At 58.0% G+C, this 16,075-nt stretch carries 16 protein-coding genes; all 16 read right to left on the minus strand.

Going from position 1 to position 16,075, the window contains the following annotated elements; genetic code table 11:
• Positions 1-497: 497 nt before the first annotated feature.
• Positions 498-908 (minus strand): DUF2802 domain-containing protein, encoded by a 411-nt coding sequence (locus H598_RS0111190; RefSeq protein ID WP_156897010.1) that lies wholly within the window; start codon positions 906-908, stop codon positions 498-500.
• Positions 905-1,399, minus strand: coding sequence for a chemotaxis protein CheW (locus H598_RS0111195; RefSeq protein WP_028113097.1), 495 nt, complete (start codon positions 1,397-1,399; stop codon positions 905-907). The genes H598_RS0111190 and H598_RS0111195 overlap by 4 nt, the downstream gene beginning before the upstream one ends.
• Before the next feature lie 4 nt (positions 1,400-1,403).
• A complete protein-coding gene (locus H598_RS24085) occupies positions 1,404-2,165 on the minus strand; it encodes a chemotaxis protein CheW (protein WP_051252671.1) in 762 nt (253 codons plus the stop codon).
• Positions 2,158-2,943, minus strand: coding sequence for a ParA family protein (locus H598_RS0111205; protein WP_028113098.1), 786 nt, complete (start codon positions 2,941-2,943; stop codon positions 2,158-2,160). The genes H598_RS24085 and H598_RS0111205 overlap by 8 nt, the downstream gene beginning before the upstream one ends.
• Positions 2,944-2,973: 30 nt before the next feature.
• Positions 2,974-3,321, minus strand: a complete 348-nt coding sequence (locus H598_RS0111210; RefSeq protein WP_028113099.1) for a hypothetical protein — start codon at positions 3,319-3,321, stop codon at positions 2,974-2,976.
• Positions 3,318-4,463 carry a protein-glutamate methylesterase/protein-glutamine glutaminase gene (locus H598_RS0111215; protein WP_028113100.1) on the minus strand — a complete coding sequence of 382 codons (1,146 nt, stop codon included), beginning with the start codon at positions 4,461-4,463 and terminating at the stop codon, positions 3,318-3,320. Before H598_RS0111215 ends, H598_RS0111210 begins: the two co-directional genes overlap by 4 nt.
• 28 nt (positions 4,464-4,491) lie before the next feature.
• The gene (locus H598_RS0111220) at positions 4,492-6,687 is read right to left on the minus strand and encodes a chemotaxis protein CheA (protein ID WP_028113101.1); all 2,196 of its coding nucleotides are present in this window, start codon (positions 6,685-6,687) and stop codon (positions 4,492-4,494) included.
• Between the two features lie 10 nt (positions 6,688-6,697).
• Positions 6,698-7,423: a protein phosphatase CheZ gene (locus H598_RS0111225; RefSeq protein WP_028113102.1), complete on the minus strand. Its 726-nt coding sequence runs from the start codon at positions 7,421-7,423 to the stop codon at positions 6,698-6,700.
• An 18-nt stretch (positions 7,424-7,441) separates the two neighbouring features.
• Positions 7,442-7,825, minus strand: coding sequence for a chemotaxis response regulator CheY (gene cheY / locus H598_RS0111230; protein WP_028113103.1), 384 nt, complete (start codon positions 7,823-7,825; stop codon positions 7,442-7,444).
• Positions 7,826-7,889: 64 nt separating this feature from the next.
• Complete coding sequence (locus tag H598_RS0111235; protein WP_028113104.1) at positions 7,890-8,603, minus strand: RNA polymerase sigma factor FliA; 714 nt, start codon at positions 8,601-8,603, stop codon at positions 7,890-7,892.
• Positions 8,596-9,486 (minus strand): MinD/ParA family protein, encoded by an 891-nt coding sequence (locus H598_RS0111240; RefSeq protein ID WP_028113105.1) that lies wholly within the window; start codon positions 9,484-9,486, stop codon positions 8,596-8,598. The genes H598_RS0111235 and H598_RS0111240 overlap by 8 nt, the downstream gene beginning before the upstream one ends.
• Positions 9,479-10,960: a flagellar biosynthesis GTPase FlhF gene (gene flhF / locus H598_RS0111245; RefSeq protein ID WP_028113106.1), complete on the minus strand. Its 1,482-nt coding sequence runs from the start codon at positions 10,958-10,960 to the stop codon at positions 9,479-9,481. Before flhF ends, H598_RS0111240 begins: the two co-directional genes overlap by 8 nt.
• 25 nt (positions 10,961-10,985) lie before the next feature.
• Positions 10,986-13,085, minus strand: coding sequence for a flagellar biosynthesis protein FlhA (flhA, locus tag H598_RS0111250; protein ID WP_028113107.1), 2,100 nt, complete (start codon positions 13,083-13,085; stop codon positions 10,986-10,988).
• Between the two features lie 765 nt (positions 13,086-13,850).
• Positions 13,851-15,020: a flagellar biosynthesis protein FlhB gene (gene flhB / locus H598_RS24090; RefSeq protein ID WP_051252672.1), complete on the minus strand. Its 1,170-nt coding sequence runs from the start codon at positions 15,018-15,020 to the stop codon at positions 13,851-13,853.
• A complete protein-coding gene (gene fliR, locus H598_RS0111260; protein WP_028113108.1) occupies positions 15,020-15,805 on the minus strand; it encodes a flagellar biosynthetic protein FliR in 786 nt (261 codons plus the stop codon). Before fliR ends, flhB begins: the two co-directional genes overlap by 1 nt.
• Complete coding sequence (gene fliQ, locus H598_RS0111265; protein WP_028113109.1) at positions 15,805-16,074, minus strand: flagellar biosynthesis protein FliQ; 270 nt, start codon at positions 16,072-16,074, stop codon at positions 15,805-15,807. Before fliQ ends, fliR begins: the two co-directional genes overlap by 1 nt.
• Position 16,075: the final 1 nt, after the last annotated feature.

The following is a 16,075-nucleotide window of genomic DNA, read 5'->3' on the forward strand; positions in this document are numbered from 1 at the left end:
AGGATTGAACCATCCTCCTGCAGAACACATACCTGAAAAACACTCTTGGCTAAATCGATTCCAATGGCTTTAATAGACATGATGGACGCTCCTCTGGGAATTATGTTTCGCAACTTAATTCTGGCGCATTTGACGCCGTATCGTAGGGGGGCGTCCATCACATCACTGGGTACCCGCGTTCGCGGGCACGACGGAGGAGTGGTTAACCTGCGGTGGTAACGAGCGGCCCCAACTCTGTGGCAACCTCTAAAGCTCAAGTTAACTGCAAAATCTTCCTGATCGCACCGTCGCCCTTGCGAACGCGAGGGGTCATATCCTCCACCCCGTCGCCCTTGCGAACGCGAGGGCCCAGTGGCTTTTGCAAAGTAAAAATCAAAAGCGGGTGCGACAATCAAGGTCAAAGTCGCTGGATTCTCGCGTGCGCGAGAATGACCAAAGGCGAAGAGCGCTGGGGAGGGGGGCAATAAAAAAAGGAGCCTTAGGCTCCGTTTTTTGAATCAGGCGTTGGGTGACTTATGCAGGGTCACCAGCAGCTGCGCTTCCGCCATGGGAATTTCGCACTCTTTGACAATCTCGTCGACACCGGCCCCCAGCTCCACCATTTTCATGGCTCGGCTGTAGAGTCGGGCATCGGGATCGTTATGAGACAGCTCATCCTGTCTAGCTTGAGTATGGGCCAGTTGCTGCTCGATGGTTTTCACCTTACGGCCAACCCCGAGCGCACCACTGCGCAGCTCATTGAGCTCGCGACGCAAACCATCACGTTGACGCTCAGCCTCTTTCAGCAATAACGTCAACGCTTCAAATTTGCGTTCGATCCCCTGGGCCTGTTGGCGGCTTTTCCACCCAAACAGCAGAGCCGCCAGAGACACCGCAGCCGCAGCCCCAGCAAGGATCAGCGCTATCACAGGCCAGAGATCTCCTGCCACTCTTCATCGGTCAGCAGCTTATTGAGATCCACCAGAATCAGCAACTCGTCATCGCGATGGCTTACACCCTGAATGAACTTAGCGCTCTCTTCGGTGCCCACGTTCGGCGCCGAGTCGATCTCGGAGGAACGCAGGTAAACCACTTCCGCCACACTGTCCACCAGAATACCCACAACCTGGCTCTCGGTTTCGATGATCACGATACGGGTGGTATCGGTCACGTCGGCCTGAGGCAGGGCAAAGCGGGAACGGGTATCGATCACCGTAACCACGTTACCGCGCAGGTTGATGATTCCCAATACGTAGTGCGGCGCACCCGGTACCGGCGCGATGTCGCTGAATCGCAACACTTCCCGCACCTGCATCACGTTCACACCATAGGTTTCGTTATCCAGGCGGAAGGTGACCCATTGCAGTACCTTGTCTTCACCTTCGGTGGTTTCTGCCACCGCTGCGCGTAATTCACTCATCCTATCAGGACTCCTTTACGGTAATATCTAAACCAGCATCAAGCATGCGTATCAGCTCAGGAACGTCGAGCACCACGCATTTCTTATCCCGAACAATGCCCGCCAACCAGGGCCGTTTCGATGAAGCCTGCTGCTGCCAGTTTATCTCTGACTTAGACAGCGGCTCCGCATCCAACAACGATTCGCAGGCCAGCGTCCAGGGGCTGTCCCCCAGGCGCACCAGATACTGATAATCGTAATCGGCGGTATTGGTTTGTGGTCGATCGGCCAAAAACCACTGGCCGCTGTCCACCACATTCAATTTTCCATCTTGAGCATCCAACTGCACCCCCAGCACCCAGTTCGGGCTGCCGGGCAGGTGATTCAGCTTGCTCAGGCGTTTAATTCCGCCCAGTGTAAGCAACGGTACGGCAATCACCAAGCCCGCCACTTCGAAATACAGACACTGAAACTCCTGTTCCAGTTGCTCTCGCCAATCGGCTTCGTCGGCCGGTTGTGGTTGCTCCTGAACCGAGGCAGAGGTCTCGGACTCGACCACCGGCTCTGATGCCACCTTAACCGATGACGGTTGTTGTTGTACTTCAATCGCCTCTTCAACCTCAGTTGACGGCAAGGGTTCCACATCCGCAACGGCAGGATGTTCAACCTCAGCCTGCTCCAGCAATTGGCTGAGGCTGGCTTTCTGGACCTCATCCAACTCCGGCTTCGGCGGGGTCAACATGACGTCAAAATAATCTACTAGGGCCTGTTCTGCCGCTTTAGACATGGAGCCCACCTTGTTGATCCAGCAACGCGTCTAACAGTTGATCATAGGCCTTGACGCCACGACTGCCGGCATCGAAGTGCGATGGCGGCAAATGTGCCTGGCTGGCGTCACGAAAACGCGTGTCCACCGGAATCACCGAATGCCACAGGTCTTTAGGGTACTTCTGTGTCAGCGCGGTCAGCGCCTGCAATGAAGCCCGGGTGCGCTTGTCGAACATGGTCGGCACTATGGTAAACGGGTATTGGGTTCCCCGCGACCGCCCGACCATCTCCAGGGTTCGAACCATTCTATCCAGTCCCTTGAGCGCCAGAAACTCAGTTTGCACCGGAACCACGATGCGGTCACACGCTGCCAGCGCGTTGATCATCAACACCCCCAGCACCGGCGGGCAGTCAATCAACACCGCATCATAACGATGGCTGACCATCTCCAGCACCCGCTTAAGAATCAACCCCATGCCGTCTTTGGTGCCCAGGGTTCGATCCAGGGTCGCCAACGCCGTGGTGGCCGGCAACAGATCCAATTGCGGCACGCTAGTGGGGACAATCACCGCCTCAACGTGCTGACGCTCGATCTCTTCATGATAGCGAAACAGGTCAAACAGCGAACCCGGCAGTTCATCGGGATCCACCCCCAGGTAATAGCCCAGAGACGCCTGTGGGTCGGTATCGACCGCCAACACCCGGTAGCCGCGCTTCACCAGAAGCCCGGCCAGGGTAATGACGCTGGTGGTTTTGCCTACCCCACCCTTCTGATTCGATACGGTCCAGACCTGCACGGACTTCCCCAGTTGCTAGTGCCGCTTAGCCTATGGCTCGCGGCTGATTTTTACCCCACCATGGGGTTGAGCATAGGTGGTGACACCGGCGTCATCGGTCGTCAAGGCGACCGGCTCACCGGTTTCCTGAGCCTGTTGATGACGACGACGAATCTCCTGTCGCTGACGTTCCAACTCCCGCCACTGAGTCAACTCGGTGGCCAGAGTTTGCAATTGCTGTTGCTGCTGCTCGGTAATCGACTGTTGGTTGACCAACTGCTGCTCCAATTCGGCAGCCACATGGTGCTTATCCACGGCCCAAAACAGGCTGACGCAAGCCACGGTGGCCAGCACGGCCATCAGGTACCCATTGAGCTTACAGCGCCAGCCGCAGGTCATCGGCGACCCACCTCTTTAAGGATGCAGTCGGCCATCTTATCCAAGGGAATGGAGCAGCTGGAGATCTGTTCGACCGCCACCGCCTGCGGCATGCCGTAGACCACGCAACTGGCTTCGTCCTGGGCCCAGATATTGGCCCCTTCCCGCTTGAGCATCCGCGAGCCTTCACGGCCGTCGGCCCCCATGCCGGTGAGGATCACTCCCAGCACATCGCCTTTGTAAATTCGGGCCGCCGACCCAAAGGTCACGTCCACCGAGGGTTTGTAGTTCAGCTGTTCACCGCCGTCGCGAATGGTCAGCTTGGCGGCGCGGTTGGAACCATCGATCAGCATCTGTTTGCCGCCGGGGGCCAGATAGGCGCAGCCAGGCTTGAGCACTTCTCCGCCCTGGGCTTCCTTAACCGAAATCTTACACAGGCTGTCCAGTCGCTGAGCAAACGCCGGGGTAAAGGCCGCCGGCATGTGCTGCACCAGCACGATGGGCAGTGGAAAATCCGCTGGCAACAGGGTAAGAATCTTTTGCAGGGCAACCGGGCCGCCGGTGGAGGTTCCGATGGCCAGAAGCTTATAACTCTTGCCGCTGGGCCTGGACGGCATTTTCACCGCCCCCACGTCACTGCTGGTGCCGGTGCGCAGCGCCGGCCGCGGCGCGGTGGTAGCCGGCTTGGAGGCAACCGCAGTGCGACTGCTCAAGGTTGAGCGCGGACTGGCCGGAGCCGGAGTCGGCCGGCTGCTGCCCAGGCTGCGACGCGACGCGATGGCACGCACCCGCTGCTGCAACAGGGCGATGGCATTGGCACGGTCGTTGGCAATGTCCTCGAAACGCTTCGGCAGGAAGTCGGCGGCACCGGCCTCCAGCGCTTCCAGCGTGGAGCGCGCGCCCTCGTAGGTGAGGGAGGAGAACATCAATACCGGCACCGGGTTAGTGCGCATGATTTCGCGCACCGCTTCGATGCCGTTCATCTGCGGCATCTCGATGTCCATGGTCACCACCTGCGGACGCAGGCGGCGTACTTGCTCAACGGCTTCGCGGCCGTTGGAGGCGGTACCTACCACCTCCAGCAACGGATCTGCGTTGATGATTTCCGATACGCGGCGACGAAAAAAACTTGAATCGTCTACCACCAGTACTTTTATCGACATACCTATCCTTCGTTTACTCTACCGACTGCTAGCGTCTTGCGTGTTGCTTCAGCAGTCCAGGTACATCGAGAATCAGGGCACAGCCACCGTCAGAGGTGATGGTGGCACCGGCCATGCCGGGAGTGCCGTGAAGCAGTGAACCTAAGGGTTTAATCACTACCTCTTCCTGGCCAATCAGGCCATCCACCACGAAACCGACCTGCAGGGTCCCGATGTGGACGATCACCACATGGCCCTGGTCTTCGCGCTCCACCCGGCCGGGGCCATTCAGCAGCCACTTGTCGAGGTAGAACAGCGGGATCGCCTTTTCACGCACGGTCACGGTCAACTGACCATCCACCACATTGGTCTTGCTCAGATCCAGGTGGAAAATTTCGTTGATGCAGGACAGCGGCAGGGCAAAGATCTGCTCACCCACTTCCACCATCAACGTCGGCATGATCGCCAAGGTCAGTGGCACCTTGATCTCAAGGATGGTACCGGTGCCCTTGCTGGAGTCGATGTGCACCGAGCCGTTCAACTGAGTGATGCGGGTCTTGACCACGTCCATGCCCACACCACGGCCGGAGATGTCGGAGATCTCGGTCTTGGTGGAGAAGCCAGGGGCAAAAATCAGGTTGTAGGCGTCCTGGTCACTCATGCGGGCGGCGCCATCCTCATCGAGAATGCCGCGGCTGATGGCAATGCCTTTGAGCCTTTCCGCATCCATACCGGCACCGTCATCGCGGATGCACAGCAGGATGTGGTCGCCCTCCTGAGAGGCCGACAGCAGAATGTTACCCTGACGAGGTTTGCCATTGGCTTCGCGTTCGTCCGGCATCTCGATGCCATGGTCGACGGCGTTACGCACCAGGTGCACCAGTGGATCAGACAGCGCCTCAACCAGGTTCTTATCGAGGTCGGTATCCTCCCCTTCCATGGTCAGGGCAATGTCTTTGTTGAGGCTGCGAGCCAGATCGCGAACCACGCGCGGGAAGCGGCCAAACACCTTTTTGATGGGCTGCATGCGGGTCTTCATTACCGCACCCTGGAGATCGGCAGTCACCAGATCCAGGTTGGCCACCGCTTTGCTCATCTCTTCATCTTCACGCTCGATGCCGAGGCTGACCAACCGGTTACGCACCAGCACCAGCTCACCGACCATGTTCATGATGTCATCGAGGCGAGCGGTATCTACCCGGACCGTGGTTTCCCCACTGGGGGCGTTCTGGTTTTTGGCCGGCGCCTTTTTCGCGGCGGCTTTGGCCGGTGCAGGCGCCGCTTTGGCCACCGGGGCTGGCGCGACAGGCTGAGCGGCAGCCGGTTCCGGGGTTACCGCAGCCGGGGCCTGGCCCTTACCGTGCAACTGATCCAGCAACGCCTCAAACTCGTCATCGGTTATGTCATCGGACGCCGATGCTTCGGCAGCCGCAGGAACTTTGCCCGGCGCGCCCCCTTTGCCGTGCAGCTCATCCAGCAGGTTTTCAAACTCATCGTCGGAGATCAGGTCGCCGGAAGCGGCCGCCGGTTCCGGCGCCACTTCGGTAGAGAACTGCCCCTTGCCATGCAGGTTATCCAGCAAGGCTTCAAATTCATCGTCTGAGATTTCGTCTCCGGTGCCGATGTCGGCAGGGGCGGAGTCACTGGCTGCAGACGCGGTGGGCAGAGGCGCGCCGCATTGGCTGTCATCCAGGCCACTCATGATGTGCTCAAACTCGGGCTGAGTCATGCTGTCGATGCCGCCGCCATTGAGCGAAACGGGCTCGGGCTCGACGCTTGGCTCTGGCACAGGTTCAGCGGCCGGTGCCGGGGCACTGACCTCTGCGGGCTCGGGAACCGCTAATGGCGATGGGCTGTTGGGGTCGGTGATCGCTGCCAGAGTCGCCAGCAATTGCGGGTCCGCTGGCTCCAGCTCATCACCGGCCTGCACCAGGGCAAACATTTCGTTGACCGTGTCCAGAGCCTGTAAAATCACGTCCATCAGCTCTGACGTCATCTCCAGCTGGCCATTGCGCAGCATGTCGAACACGTTTTCGGCGCCGTGACAGGCGTCGACCAGGTGGGTCAGACTCAAGAAGCCCGCCCCGCCTTTTACTGTATGGAAACCCCGAAAAATGGCGTTTAACAGGTCGCTGTCGGTGGGGTTATTTTCCAACTCCACCAGCTGCTCCTGCAACTGTTCCAAAATCTCACCTGCTTCAACCAAAAAGTCCTGCAGGATTTCGTCATCTATGTCAAAACCCATCGCCTAGCTCCTAGAACCCGAGGCTGGAAAGCAGATCGTCAACTTCATCCTGACCGTTCACGACTTCCGCTTTGTTTTCCGAACTCACTACTGGGCCTTCCGCCGCTGCCGTGTCGACAGTCTGACGGTTTACGTCTGCCTGCTCACCGAAGACGGTCAGCATCGACACCAGATTCTCTTCCACTTCTCGCACCAGGTCGATCACCCGGCGAATCACCTGCCCGGTGAGATCCTGAAAATCCTGAGCCATCATAATCTGGTTCAGGGTATCGGTCACCTTACTGGCATCGGCGGCGGAGGTAGACAGCATGGTGTCCATTTCGTGGCACAGCGTCTTAAACTCGCCCAGCTCAATCTGCTTATCCATCAGCTTTTGCCAGCCGGGTTGCAGACTCTGAATCCGCGACTGCATCTGCGACACCAACGGCATGCCATCATCCAGCGCATCCATGGTGCGGTTGGCCGCCTGCTCGGTCATCTCGATAACGTAAGTCAGGCGCTCTTTGGCATCGGGAATCTCGTGCTTGGCGAGGTCCGAAATGCGGTCGTCAAGTTGGAAGTCCTGCAATGCATCGTGCAGTTGACGAGTCAGTTTACCGACTTCATCGAACAATTTTTGATTCAGTGGCGCGGCCGCCATCTGAATGAGTTGGTTCGCCTGCTCTACCTGGTCCTGCTCTAACAAAGCCACCAGTTCACGGGCATCTTCCAACGAGATATAGGCATCCTGTTGCATATGCTCTCCCTGCGACTTTTAGTTAAGACGGTCGAATATTTTTTCCAACTTCTCTTTTAGGGTCGCAGCAGTAAAAGGTTTAACGACGTAACCGTTTACACCAGCCTCGGCCGCCATCACGATCTGCTCGCGTTTGGCTTCGGCGGTTACCATCAAAACAGGCAGGTGCTTCAGATTCTGGTCTGCGCGAATGGCACGCAGCAGGTCAATCCCCTGCATGCCCGGCATGTTCCAGTCAGTTACGACAAAATCGAAATCGCCTTCCTTCAGCATAGGAAGGGCAGTATTGCCATCGTCCGCTTCGAGAGTGTTGTTAAACCCCAGGTCACGCAATAAGTTTTTGATGATCCGACGCATTGTTGAAAAATCATCAACGATCAGAATCTTCATGTTTGTGTTCAAAACATCCTCCAGCCGGGGTATCCCCATCGAGCCAATAGTGCAGAGCGCATTATTAATCTAAATTCTATTGTTGCCAACTTGATAAGCGACTTTTAAGGCGCATCATTGCCTGACTATTGATCTGGCTCACTCGTGATTCACTTACCCCAAGCACCAGACCAATTTCTTTCAAGTTGAGTTCTTCATCGTAATAGAGCGACAAAACCAGCGCTTCTCTTTCAGGCAATGTTTTAATTGCGGCAGAAAGCGCCTTTTGAAACCGTTCCTGAGCCACCTGCTCAAAATTGCGTTGCGGCGCATCTTCATCAACAAAGCTATCGGCCGGCACGCCCAAATCTTCAATGCCGACCATTCTACCCATGCTGGCTTCATTTAGCATCTGATGATATTCAGCAACAGGTACGTCCAGATGCTCGGCCACTTCGGTATCGCGGGGATCCCGACCGAGGCGTTTTTCCAGTTCGCTGATGGCTTCGGTGACCTGACGGTAGTTTCGATGAACCGATCGTGGCACCCAGTCGCCACGACGAATTTCATCCAGCATGGCACCGCGAATACGGATGCCGGCAAAGGTCTCAAAACTGGCCCCTTTGCTGCCGTCGAAATTCCTGGAGGCTTCCAGCAGGCCAATCATGCCGGACTGAAGCAAGTCATCCAGTTGCACACTGGCCGGCAGACGGGCCATCAGGTGATGGGCGATGCGCTTCACCAGCGGGGCGTAGCGCTCGACCAAGGAGGTTCGGTTATCGAACTGGGTGTAGGCGGCCGCCTTATTCACCAACCGCTTCCCCGTACATATTGCGGCGCACCAGACGTTCGACAAAGAACTCCAGATGCCCTCCGGGGTTATCCGGAGTTGGCCAACTCATCACTTTGTTGGACAGCCCCTGGTAAGCGATGGACGCCGGGGCACGTGGGAAGGCTTCGACCACGACCCGCTGTTTGCGGACGGCCTTACGCACGTTTTCATCAAAGGGTATGGTGGCCACCAGTTCCAGGGCCACATCGAGGAAGCGATCCGTCACTTTCGACAGCTTGGCAAACAGCTCCATGCCCTCCCGCAGACTGCGGACCATGTTGGCCACAATGCGGAAGCGGAATACGCCGTGCTCCCGAGACAAAATCTTAATCAGGGCATAGGCATCGGTAATGGACGTGGGCTCGTCGCACACCACCACCATCACCTCCTGCGCGGCCCGCGAGTAGCTAAGCACCATCTCTGAGATGCCGGCCGCGGTATCCACGATCAGCACATCAAACTCGTCTTCCAGCTCGCTGAATGCGCGAATCAGACCCACATGCTGAGCGGCGGTTAACTCCACCATCTCTTGAGTGCCCGACGCTGCCGGCACGATGAATACCCCTTTGGGGCCTTCCACCAGCACTTCCGACAGGGTGCATTCGCCGCTGATCACGTGCGACAGGTTGTGCGTTACCCGCAGTCCAAGCAATACGTCCACGTTGGCCAGGCCCAGGTCACCGTCGAGCACCAGCACCTTCTGGCCTTTCTGTGCCAGTGAGGTTGCCAGGTTAATGGAGACGTTGGTTTTGCCCACGCCGCCTTTGCCGCCGGTCACCGCAATCACTTTCACCATCTTTTGCTTTTGCTGTGCCATCTTTCTTAGTCCGCTCGCCTGATCCTGCAAAAACCATCTATTCATAGCTGCCCGCCATACTCTGTCGTTGTTCGGGCTCGCCCCATTGCTGCGGTTGGTCCAGGACCACCGCGCGTCGCGCCAAGTATTCGGGTTCGGCGGTGCGAAGATCTTCAGGTACTCGTTGTCCATCAGTAAGGTAACTGATTGGCAAGGAATTTTGAATCAAAACGCTCAACGCCTCTCCGATGTTATGGGCCTCATCCAGCTTAGTGAAAATGCACCCTGCCAGGGAGATGCGGCGGAACTGTTCCACCGTTTCCTTGAGCACCCGATACTGGGCCGTCGATGACAACACCAGGTAGGGGCGGATGGGCAACCGGGTCGCTGCAACCAGGTTATCCAGCTGTTCCACCAGTCGCATGTCCCGCTGGCCCATGCCAGCGGTGTCGATCAGAATCAATCGACGGCTGCGAAGCTGATACAGCACATTTTCTAACTCCTTCACATTACTGGCACTTCGCACCGGACAGCCCATGATTTTACCATAGGTAGCCAACTGTTCTTTGGCGCCAATACGATAGTTATCGGTCGTAATCAGCGCAACTTGATCAACTCCGTACCGAGCTGCGAAGCGTGCCGCCAATTTGGCCACTGTTGTGGTCTTGCCCACACCGGTTGGCCCCACCAGTGCGATGACGCCGCCCTGGCTCAATGTCTCTTCCGAAGTCTGAGTCAACTCGCGGGCAATCAGTTGTGGCAACTGAGCCAATGCGTCATGCAGGCTCAGGTGCTCCGGCACCATGGAGGCGAAATGATCCGCCACACTGCGGTGAAAACCGTTGTCCCGAAGCTTCTCCGCCAGCATCGCTCGCACCGGCTCGCGACGGGCCAGATCCTGGTCCATCAGGTTAGAGACCTGGTGCTCCAACAATTGACGAATGGACGCCATCTCATCGCGCACTGCCTGCAGCTCCTGCTGACCGCCGCCACGGTTTTCCACCGGACGGGGTTTCGCCTGTGCCTTGGGTGCCGCCTTAGGTTGCTCCGGCCGGCCAAAGGCTTCCTTAGCCCACTCCGGCAATGCCTCATTACGACGCCCCAGTTGCCGCGGCTGCTCCTCTTCGAAGCTTCGCTGCTTCAATCGCTGCTGCTGACGCTCCAGCAAGCCACGCAGGCTGTCGCTGGCAGCATCGGCCTCAGATTTGCGAGGCTGGCGGTCGTCGCTGACCAGCGGTTGTTTCGCCGGGCTGCGCAGCGGCGCCTGTTGGCGCGGCGCATGGGTCGGGGCTTTCATCCCCCCCAGGGAAACCGTATCTTCGGCCAGCTTACGGGATAACATCGACGGAGCCGGAGCAGTAGACAGATTCAGTGACGGATTACTGGCGCCACTGTGGTCATCAAAATCCACGGCCGCCACAATTTCGACGCCGCCGTTGACCTTTTTATTGGACATGATCACCGCATCGGTGCCCAGAGTCTCTTTGACTTCGGCCAGCGCGGTGCGCATATCCTTGGCAAAAAATCGTTTTATCTTCACGTTGGTTTACTCCCCGCTCCTCGGGTTACTGGCCCACGGAGTGGACAATTCGAATCTGTTTATCATCCGGTATCTCCTGATAGGACAGTACCCTCAGGGATGGAATCGTATGTTTTACAAACCGGCTCAATGTGGTTCTCAATACGCCGGAGGTCAGCAGCACGGCAGGCTCTCCCACCATCTCCTGCTTCTGGGCCGTTTCTGACAACGACTTCTGCAGGCGCTCTGCCAGCCCGGGCTCCAGGCCGCTGTTATCACCGTTGCTGGATTGTAATGACTGATGCAATATTTGTTCCAGCTCAGGTGACAAAGTAATGACGGGTATTTCGGACTCGGAGCCGTTTATCTCCTGAACAATCAGACGTTTCAGAGCGATACGCACCGCCGCCGTTAACACTTCCGGATCTTTACTCTTTGGTCCGTACTCCACCAGGGTCTGCACCAGGGTGCGCACATCCCGCACCGGTACTCCCTCGTTGAGCATGTTCTGCAGTACCTTGACGATCACGCCCAGAGACAGCACTTCAGGCACCAGACCATCCACCAGTTTGGGTGAATCTTTGGCCAGGATATCCAGCAACTGCTGAACCTCTTCGTAGCCCAGCAACTGCGAGGCATTGTTGGTAAGCAGTTGGCTAAGGTGGGTGGCCACCACCGTCGCCGCATCCACCACGGTGTATCCCAGAGTCTGGGCATGGTCACGACGATCAGAGTTGATCCACACCGCTTCCAGACCAAACGCCGGATCGGTGGTGGTCTGGCCCTCCAGTTGCCCAAACACCTGACCCGGGTTGATGGCCAGTTCGCAATCATGGCGAATCTCGGCTTCACCGATGGCCACCCCCATCAGGCTGATGCGGTAGGCGTTCGGAGCCAGGTCCAGGTTGTCACGGATGTGGACGGGCGGAATCAGGAAACCAAACTCCTGCGACAGCTTTTTGCGCACCCCCTTGATGCGGGCCAACAGCTCCCCTTTCTGTGCCTTGTCCACCAGCGGGATCAGGCGGTAGCCCACCTCCAGGCCGATGGTGTCGACCTGATTGACGTCGTCCCAGCCCAGCTCTTTGGTTTCTGCCTCGATGCGCTCGGTGGCGGCGGTTTCCTGTTCCTGCACCGCCACTTCGGCGGCCTTCTGGCGCCGCTTAAAGGTCCAGTAGGTCAGACCAGCACCGCACAAGCCAAAGCCCAGGAACGCCAGCTTCGGCATGCCCGGCACCAACCCCATGACAATCAACACCCCGGAGGTCACCATCAGCACCTTGGGATCGTCGAACATCTGGCTGACCAGGGTCTCGCCCATCTTCTGGGATTCGTTCTGGCGGGTAATGATGATGGCGGCAGCGATGGACAACAGCAACCCGGGAATCTGTGCCACCAGGCCGTCACCAATGGTCAGCAGGGTGTAAATCTCCAGTGCCTCAGCAAAGCCGAGCTGGTGCTGGGTCATGCCGATGACGAAGCCGCCGAGGATGTTGATGAACAGGATCAGGATGCCGGCAATGGCATCGCCTTTCACGAACTTGGACGCACCGTCCATGGCCCCGTAGAAGTCGGCTTCTTTGGCCACTTCGCCACGACGCTCACGGGCCTGCTCCTGGTTGATCAACCCGGCGTTAAGGTCGGCATCGATGGCCATCTGCTTACCGGGCATGGCGTCCAGGGTAAAGCGAGCGGTCACTTCGGAAATACGACCGGCACCCTTGGTGACCACCACAAAGTTGATGATCACCAGAATCAGGAACACCACCAGACCCACGGCATAGTTGCCGCCGATCACCACCGAGCCGAACGCCTCGATCACCTTACCGGCGGCATCACCGCCGTTGTGGCCCTCCAGCAGAACCAACCGCGTAGACGCCACGTTCAGTGCCAGCCGCAGCAAGGTGGCAATCAGCAGCACGGTAGGGAAGGCGGCGAAGTCCAGCGGGCGCATGGTGTAGATGGACACCAGCAACACCACCAGAGCCAGGGCTATGTTGAACGAGAACAGCATGTCCAGCAGCAGCGCCGGCATGGGCAGGGTCACCATGGCCAGGGCCGCCAGCACCATCAAAGGTGTACCGGCTCCCTTTAGGAAGATGCCGTATTTTTGGAAAAAGCCGGACAGGCTGGACTGTAGATTCATGTTCCGTCTGATTGTTGACGCCGAGCGGGAATGCTAACGAATAAGCAAGGAGTATACCAGTCACCGAACGCCTGCACAGCGCCGACGAGGGATGCCGTGATAAAAAACGGGATTTCAGCACTATAGAGAAAAAGATTAAGTGAATTTTACTGCCGTTAATCTTGATGACCATCGTGTTGCTGACGCTGTCACTCAGCGGTGTTCGAGCACAATACCAAAGTCGCTGGGCCCTCGCGTTCGCAAGGGCGACACGGCTGGAGAGTTGTGCGAACGGCAGGGGTAGTGGTCGCCATCCATGCCGGATTCGCATGGCGTAAGCTACGACCTTCCGTCGTGCCCGCGCACGCGGGTACCCAGTGGCTTTGCCCTTTTGTCATTCTTGCGTAAGCGAGAATCGTGTGGCTGTTTCCACGGTCAACATCAAAGTCGCTGGGCCCTCGCGTTCGCAAGGGCGACACGGCTGGAGAGTTGTGCGAACGGCAGGGGTAGTGGTCGCCATCCATGCCGGATTCGCATGGCGTAAGCTACGACCTTCCGTCGTGCCCGCGCACGCGGGTACCCAGTGGCTTTGCCCTTTTGTCATTCTTGCGTAGGCGAGAATCCAGTGGCTGTTTCCACGGTCAAAACCAAAGTCGCTGGGCCCTCGCGTTCGCAAGGGCGACATATTGGGGCATGTCGCTGGCCCCTCGCGTTCGCAAGGGCGACATATTGGGGCGTGTCGCTGGGCCCTCGCGTTCGCAAGGGCGACGGGGTGGGAAACCGAGGCTACTCCGAATCAGGCTTCAGCGGGTTGCCATCGCTGTCCATCTGCAGTTCGTCGGGGATCGGCAGAGTGTTGGGCAGTGGCACGGGGCGGCCGCTGCGGCCTTTCTGGAACTGCTTCAACTGGAACACATAAGCAAGAATCTGTGCCACTGCGGTGAACAAGCCGTCTGGAATCTGCTTGTTCAGTTTGGTGGAGTAATACACCGCCCGCGCCAGTTGCGGCGAGCTGATCACCGGCACCTCGTACTCTCGGGCGATCTCGCGAATCTTCAGCGCCACCTCGTCGGTGCCCTTGGCCACCACCAGCGGTGCCCGGGCCTTGGCCTTGTCGTATTTCAGTGCCACCGAGTAGTGCGTCGGGTTGACCACCACCACATCGGCCTGAGGCACCTCACTCATCATCCGTCGCTGAGACATCTCCCGCTGCAACTGGCGAATCCGCCCCTTGACCTCAGGTTTACCCTCGCTGTCTTTATGCTCATCCTTGATCTCCTGCTTGGTCATCTTCAGCTGCTTGGTGTGGTTCCAGATCTGATACGGCGCATCGATGATCACAATCAGCATCAGCGAACAACAGAGAATGGTAAACAGCTTATTGAGCAGGGACACGGAACCGGCAATGGCGCCAAAGGTGGTGCCGGTGGACAGTGCCATGATGTCTTCAAAGTAGATGGTCAGCAGCATCCAGGCCACCACCGCCACTACCGCAAACTTGGCCACGGCTTTCACCAGCTCCACCACGGCCTGCACCCCGAACATCCGCTTAAAGCCATTGATGGGGTTAAATTTATTCATTTTCGGGGCCGCCGCCTTCCAGCTGAAAGTCATGCCCCCCAGCAGGGTGTTGCCCACAAAGGCGGCCACGGTCAGGAACACCACAAATCCCAACACTGGCAGCCCCACCGCCATCACAATCTCGCCAAAGACCCGGGTCATCTCTGACACGTCAAACACCTGGGCACGATTGCGACTGAACAGTGACGTCGCCAGCGAAATCATGCTCTGGGCGATGGCCTGACCAAAAATCATCATGGCGATGGCGGCCCCCATCAACACAAACGCGGTGCCCATCTCTTTGGATCGGGGCACCTGCCCTTTCTCCCGGGCCTGCTGGAGTCGTTTGGGTGTGGGGTCTTCGGTTTTTTCCTGATCGCTGCTGTTTTCTGCCATCAGGGCGCCTCACACTGCAGCTTGAGAATGTCACACAGGGTGGTCTGGCCATGCTGCCAGGCCGCCTCGAAGTGGGGCATGAACCCGGACAGGGACAGCCACAGGATCAACAGCCCCGACAACATGGTAATGGGAAAACCGATGGCGAAGATGTTCAGCTGCGGCGCGGCCCGGGTCATCACCCCAAAGGAGAAGTTGATCAGCAGCAGGGCGGTGGCCGCCGACAGGGCCAACGTCAGGGCACCGGCAAACATCAGGCTGCCCCAGTTGGCCAGATCGAGGAAATTTTGCGGCACCATCCCTTCGCCGATGGGCAGGGTTTCAAAACTGGCCACCAGCATGCGGATCATCATCAGGTGGCCATCCACCAGGAAGAAGATCAGCGTCGACAGCAGCAGGAACAGTTGGCCGACCAAGGGGACCTGCTGGCCGTTACTGGGATCCACCATGGAAGCAAAACCTAGGGAGGTCTGCATGCCGATGATCTGACCGGCCAGAATGAAGGTGTTCAGCACCAGCATCGAGACGAAACCGACGCTGATGCCAATCAACAGCTCCTGGGCGGTGATCAGAATCGCCTCGGCAGACAGCAGGTCGATGCGGGGGGCCATGGGCAGAATCGGCGCCACTGCGGCGGTGATCACCACCGCCAACGCCATTCGAATTCGGGCCGGAACGGAACTGCCACCGATGGTCACCATCACCATCAGCATGGCGCTGATACGACACAGGGGCCACAACAGTCCCCTGAGCCAGTCGAAGATCACCTCCAGCGGCAACTCCATCAGCCGATCACCGCAGGTATCCGCTCCACCAGCTCAAAGGTGAACTCCATCAGCGTCCGAATCAGCCAGTGACCCAGAAACGCCAGGGTCAGCAGCGTCACCAGCAGGCGAGGAAGAAACGACAGTGTCTGTTCGTTGATGGAGGTGGCGGCCTGGAACACCGCTACCACCAGACCAATCAGCAGACCGGGAACAATGATGGCCGATACCATAATCAGAATGGTGTACAGGGCATGGCGGAACAGGTCGACGTAGGCTTCTGGGGTCACG

This window comes from Ferrimonas kyonanensis DSM 18153 (assembly GCF_000425405.1).
Taxonomy (GTDB): domain Bacteria; phylum Pseudomonadota; class Gammaproteobacteria; order Enterobacterales; family Shewanellaceae; genus Ferrimonas; species Ferrimonas kyonanensis.

Coding starts and splice junctions, on each gene's coding strand:
- H598_RS0111195 (WP_028113097.1), bottom strand. CDS start 1,399: ATGAGTGAATTACGCGCAGCGGTGGCAGAAACCACCGAAGGTGAAGAC.
- H598_RS24085 (WP_051252671.1), bottom strand. CDS start 2,165: ATGTCTAAAGCGGCAGAACAGGCCCTAGTAGATTATTTTGACGTCATG.
- H598_RS0111210 (WP_028113099.1), bottom strand. CDS start 3,321: ATGACCTGCGGCTGGCGCTGTAAGCTCAATGGGTACCTGATGGCCGTG.
- H598_RS0111215 (WP_028113100.1), bottom strand. CDS start 4,463: ATGTCGATAAAAGTACTGGTGGTAGACGATTCAAGTTTTTTTCGTCGC.
- H598_RS0111220 (WP_028113101.1), bottom strand. CDS start 6,687: ATGGGTTTTGACATAGATGACGAAATCCTGCAGGACTTTTTGGTTGAA.
- H598_RS0111225 (WP_028113102.1), bottom strand. CDS start 7,423: ATGCAACAGGATGCCTATATCTCGTTGGAAGATGCCCGTGAACTGGTG.
- H598_RS0111240 (WP_028113105.1), bottom strand. CDS start 9,486: ATGAATAGATGGTTTTTGCAGGATCAGGCGAGCGGACTAAGAAAGATG.
- flhA (WP_028113107.1), bottom strand. CDS start 13,085: ATGAATCTACAGTCCAGCCTGTCCGGCTTTTTCCAAAAATACGGCATC.
- flhB (WP_051252672.1), bottom strand. CDS start 15,020: ATGGCAGAAAACAGCAGCGATCAGGAAAAAACCGAAGACCCCACACCC.
- fliR (WP_028113108.1), bottom strand. CDS start 15,805: ATGGAGTTGCCGCTGGAGGTGATCTTCGACTGGCTCAGGGGACTGTTG.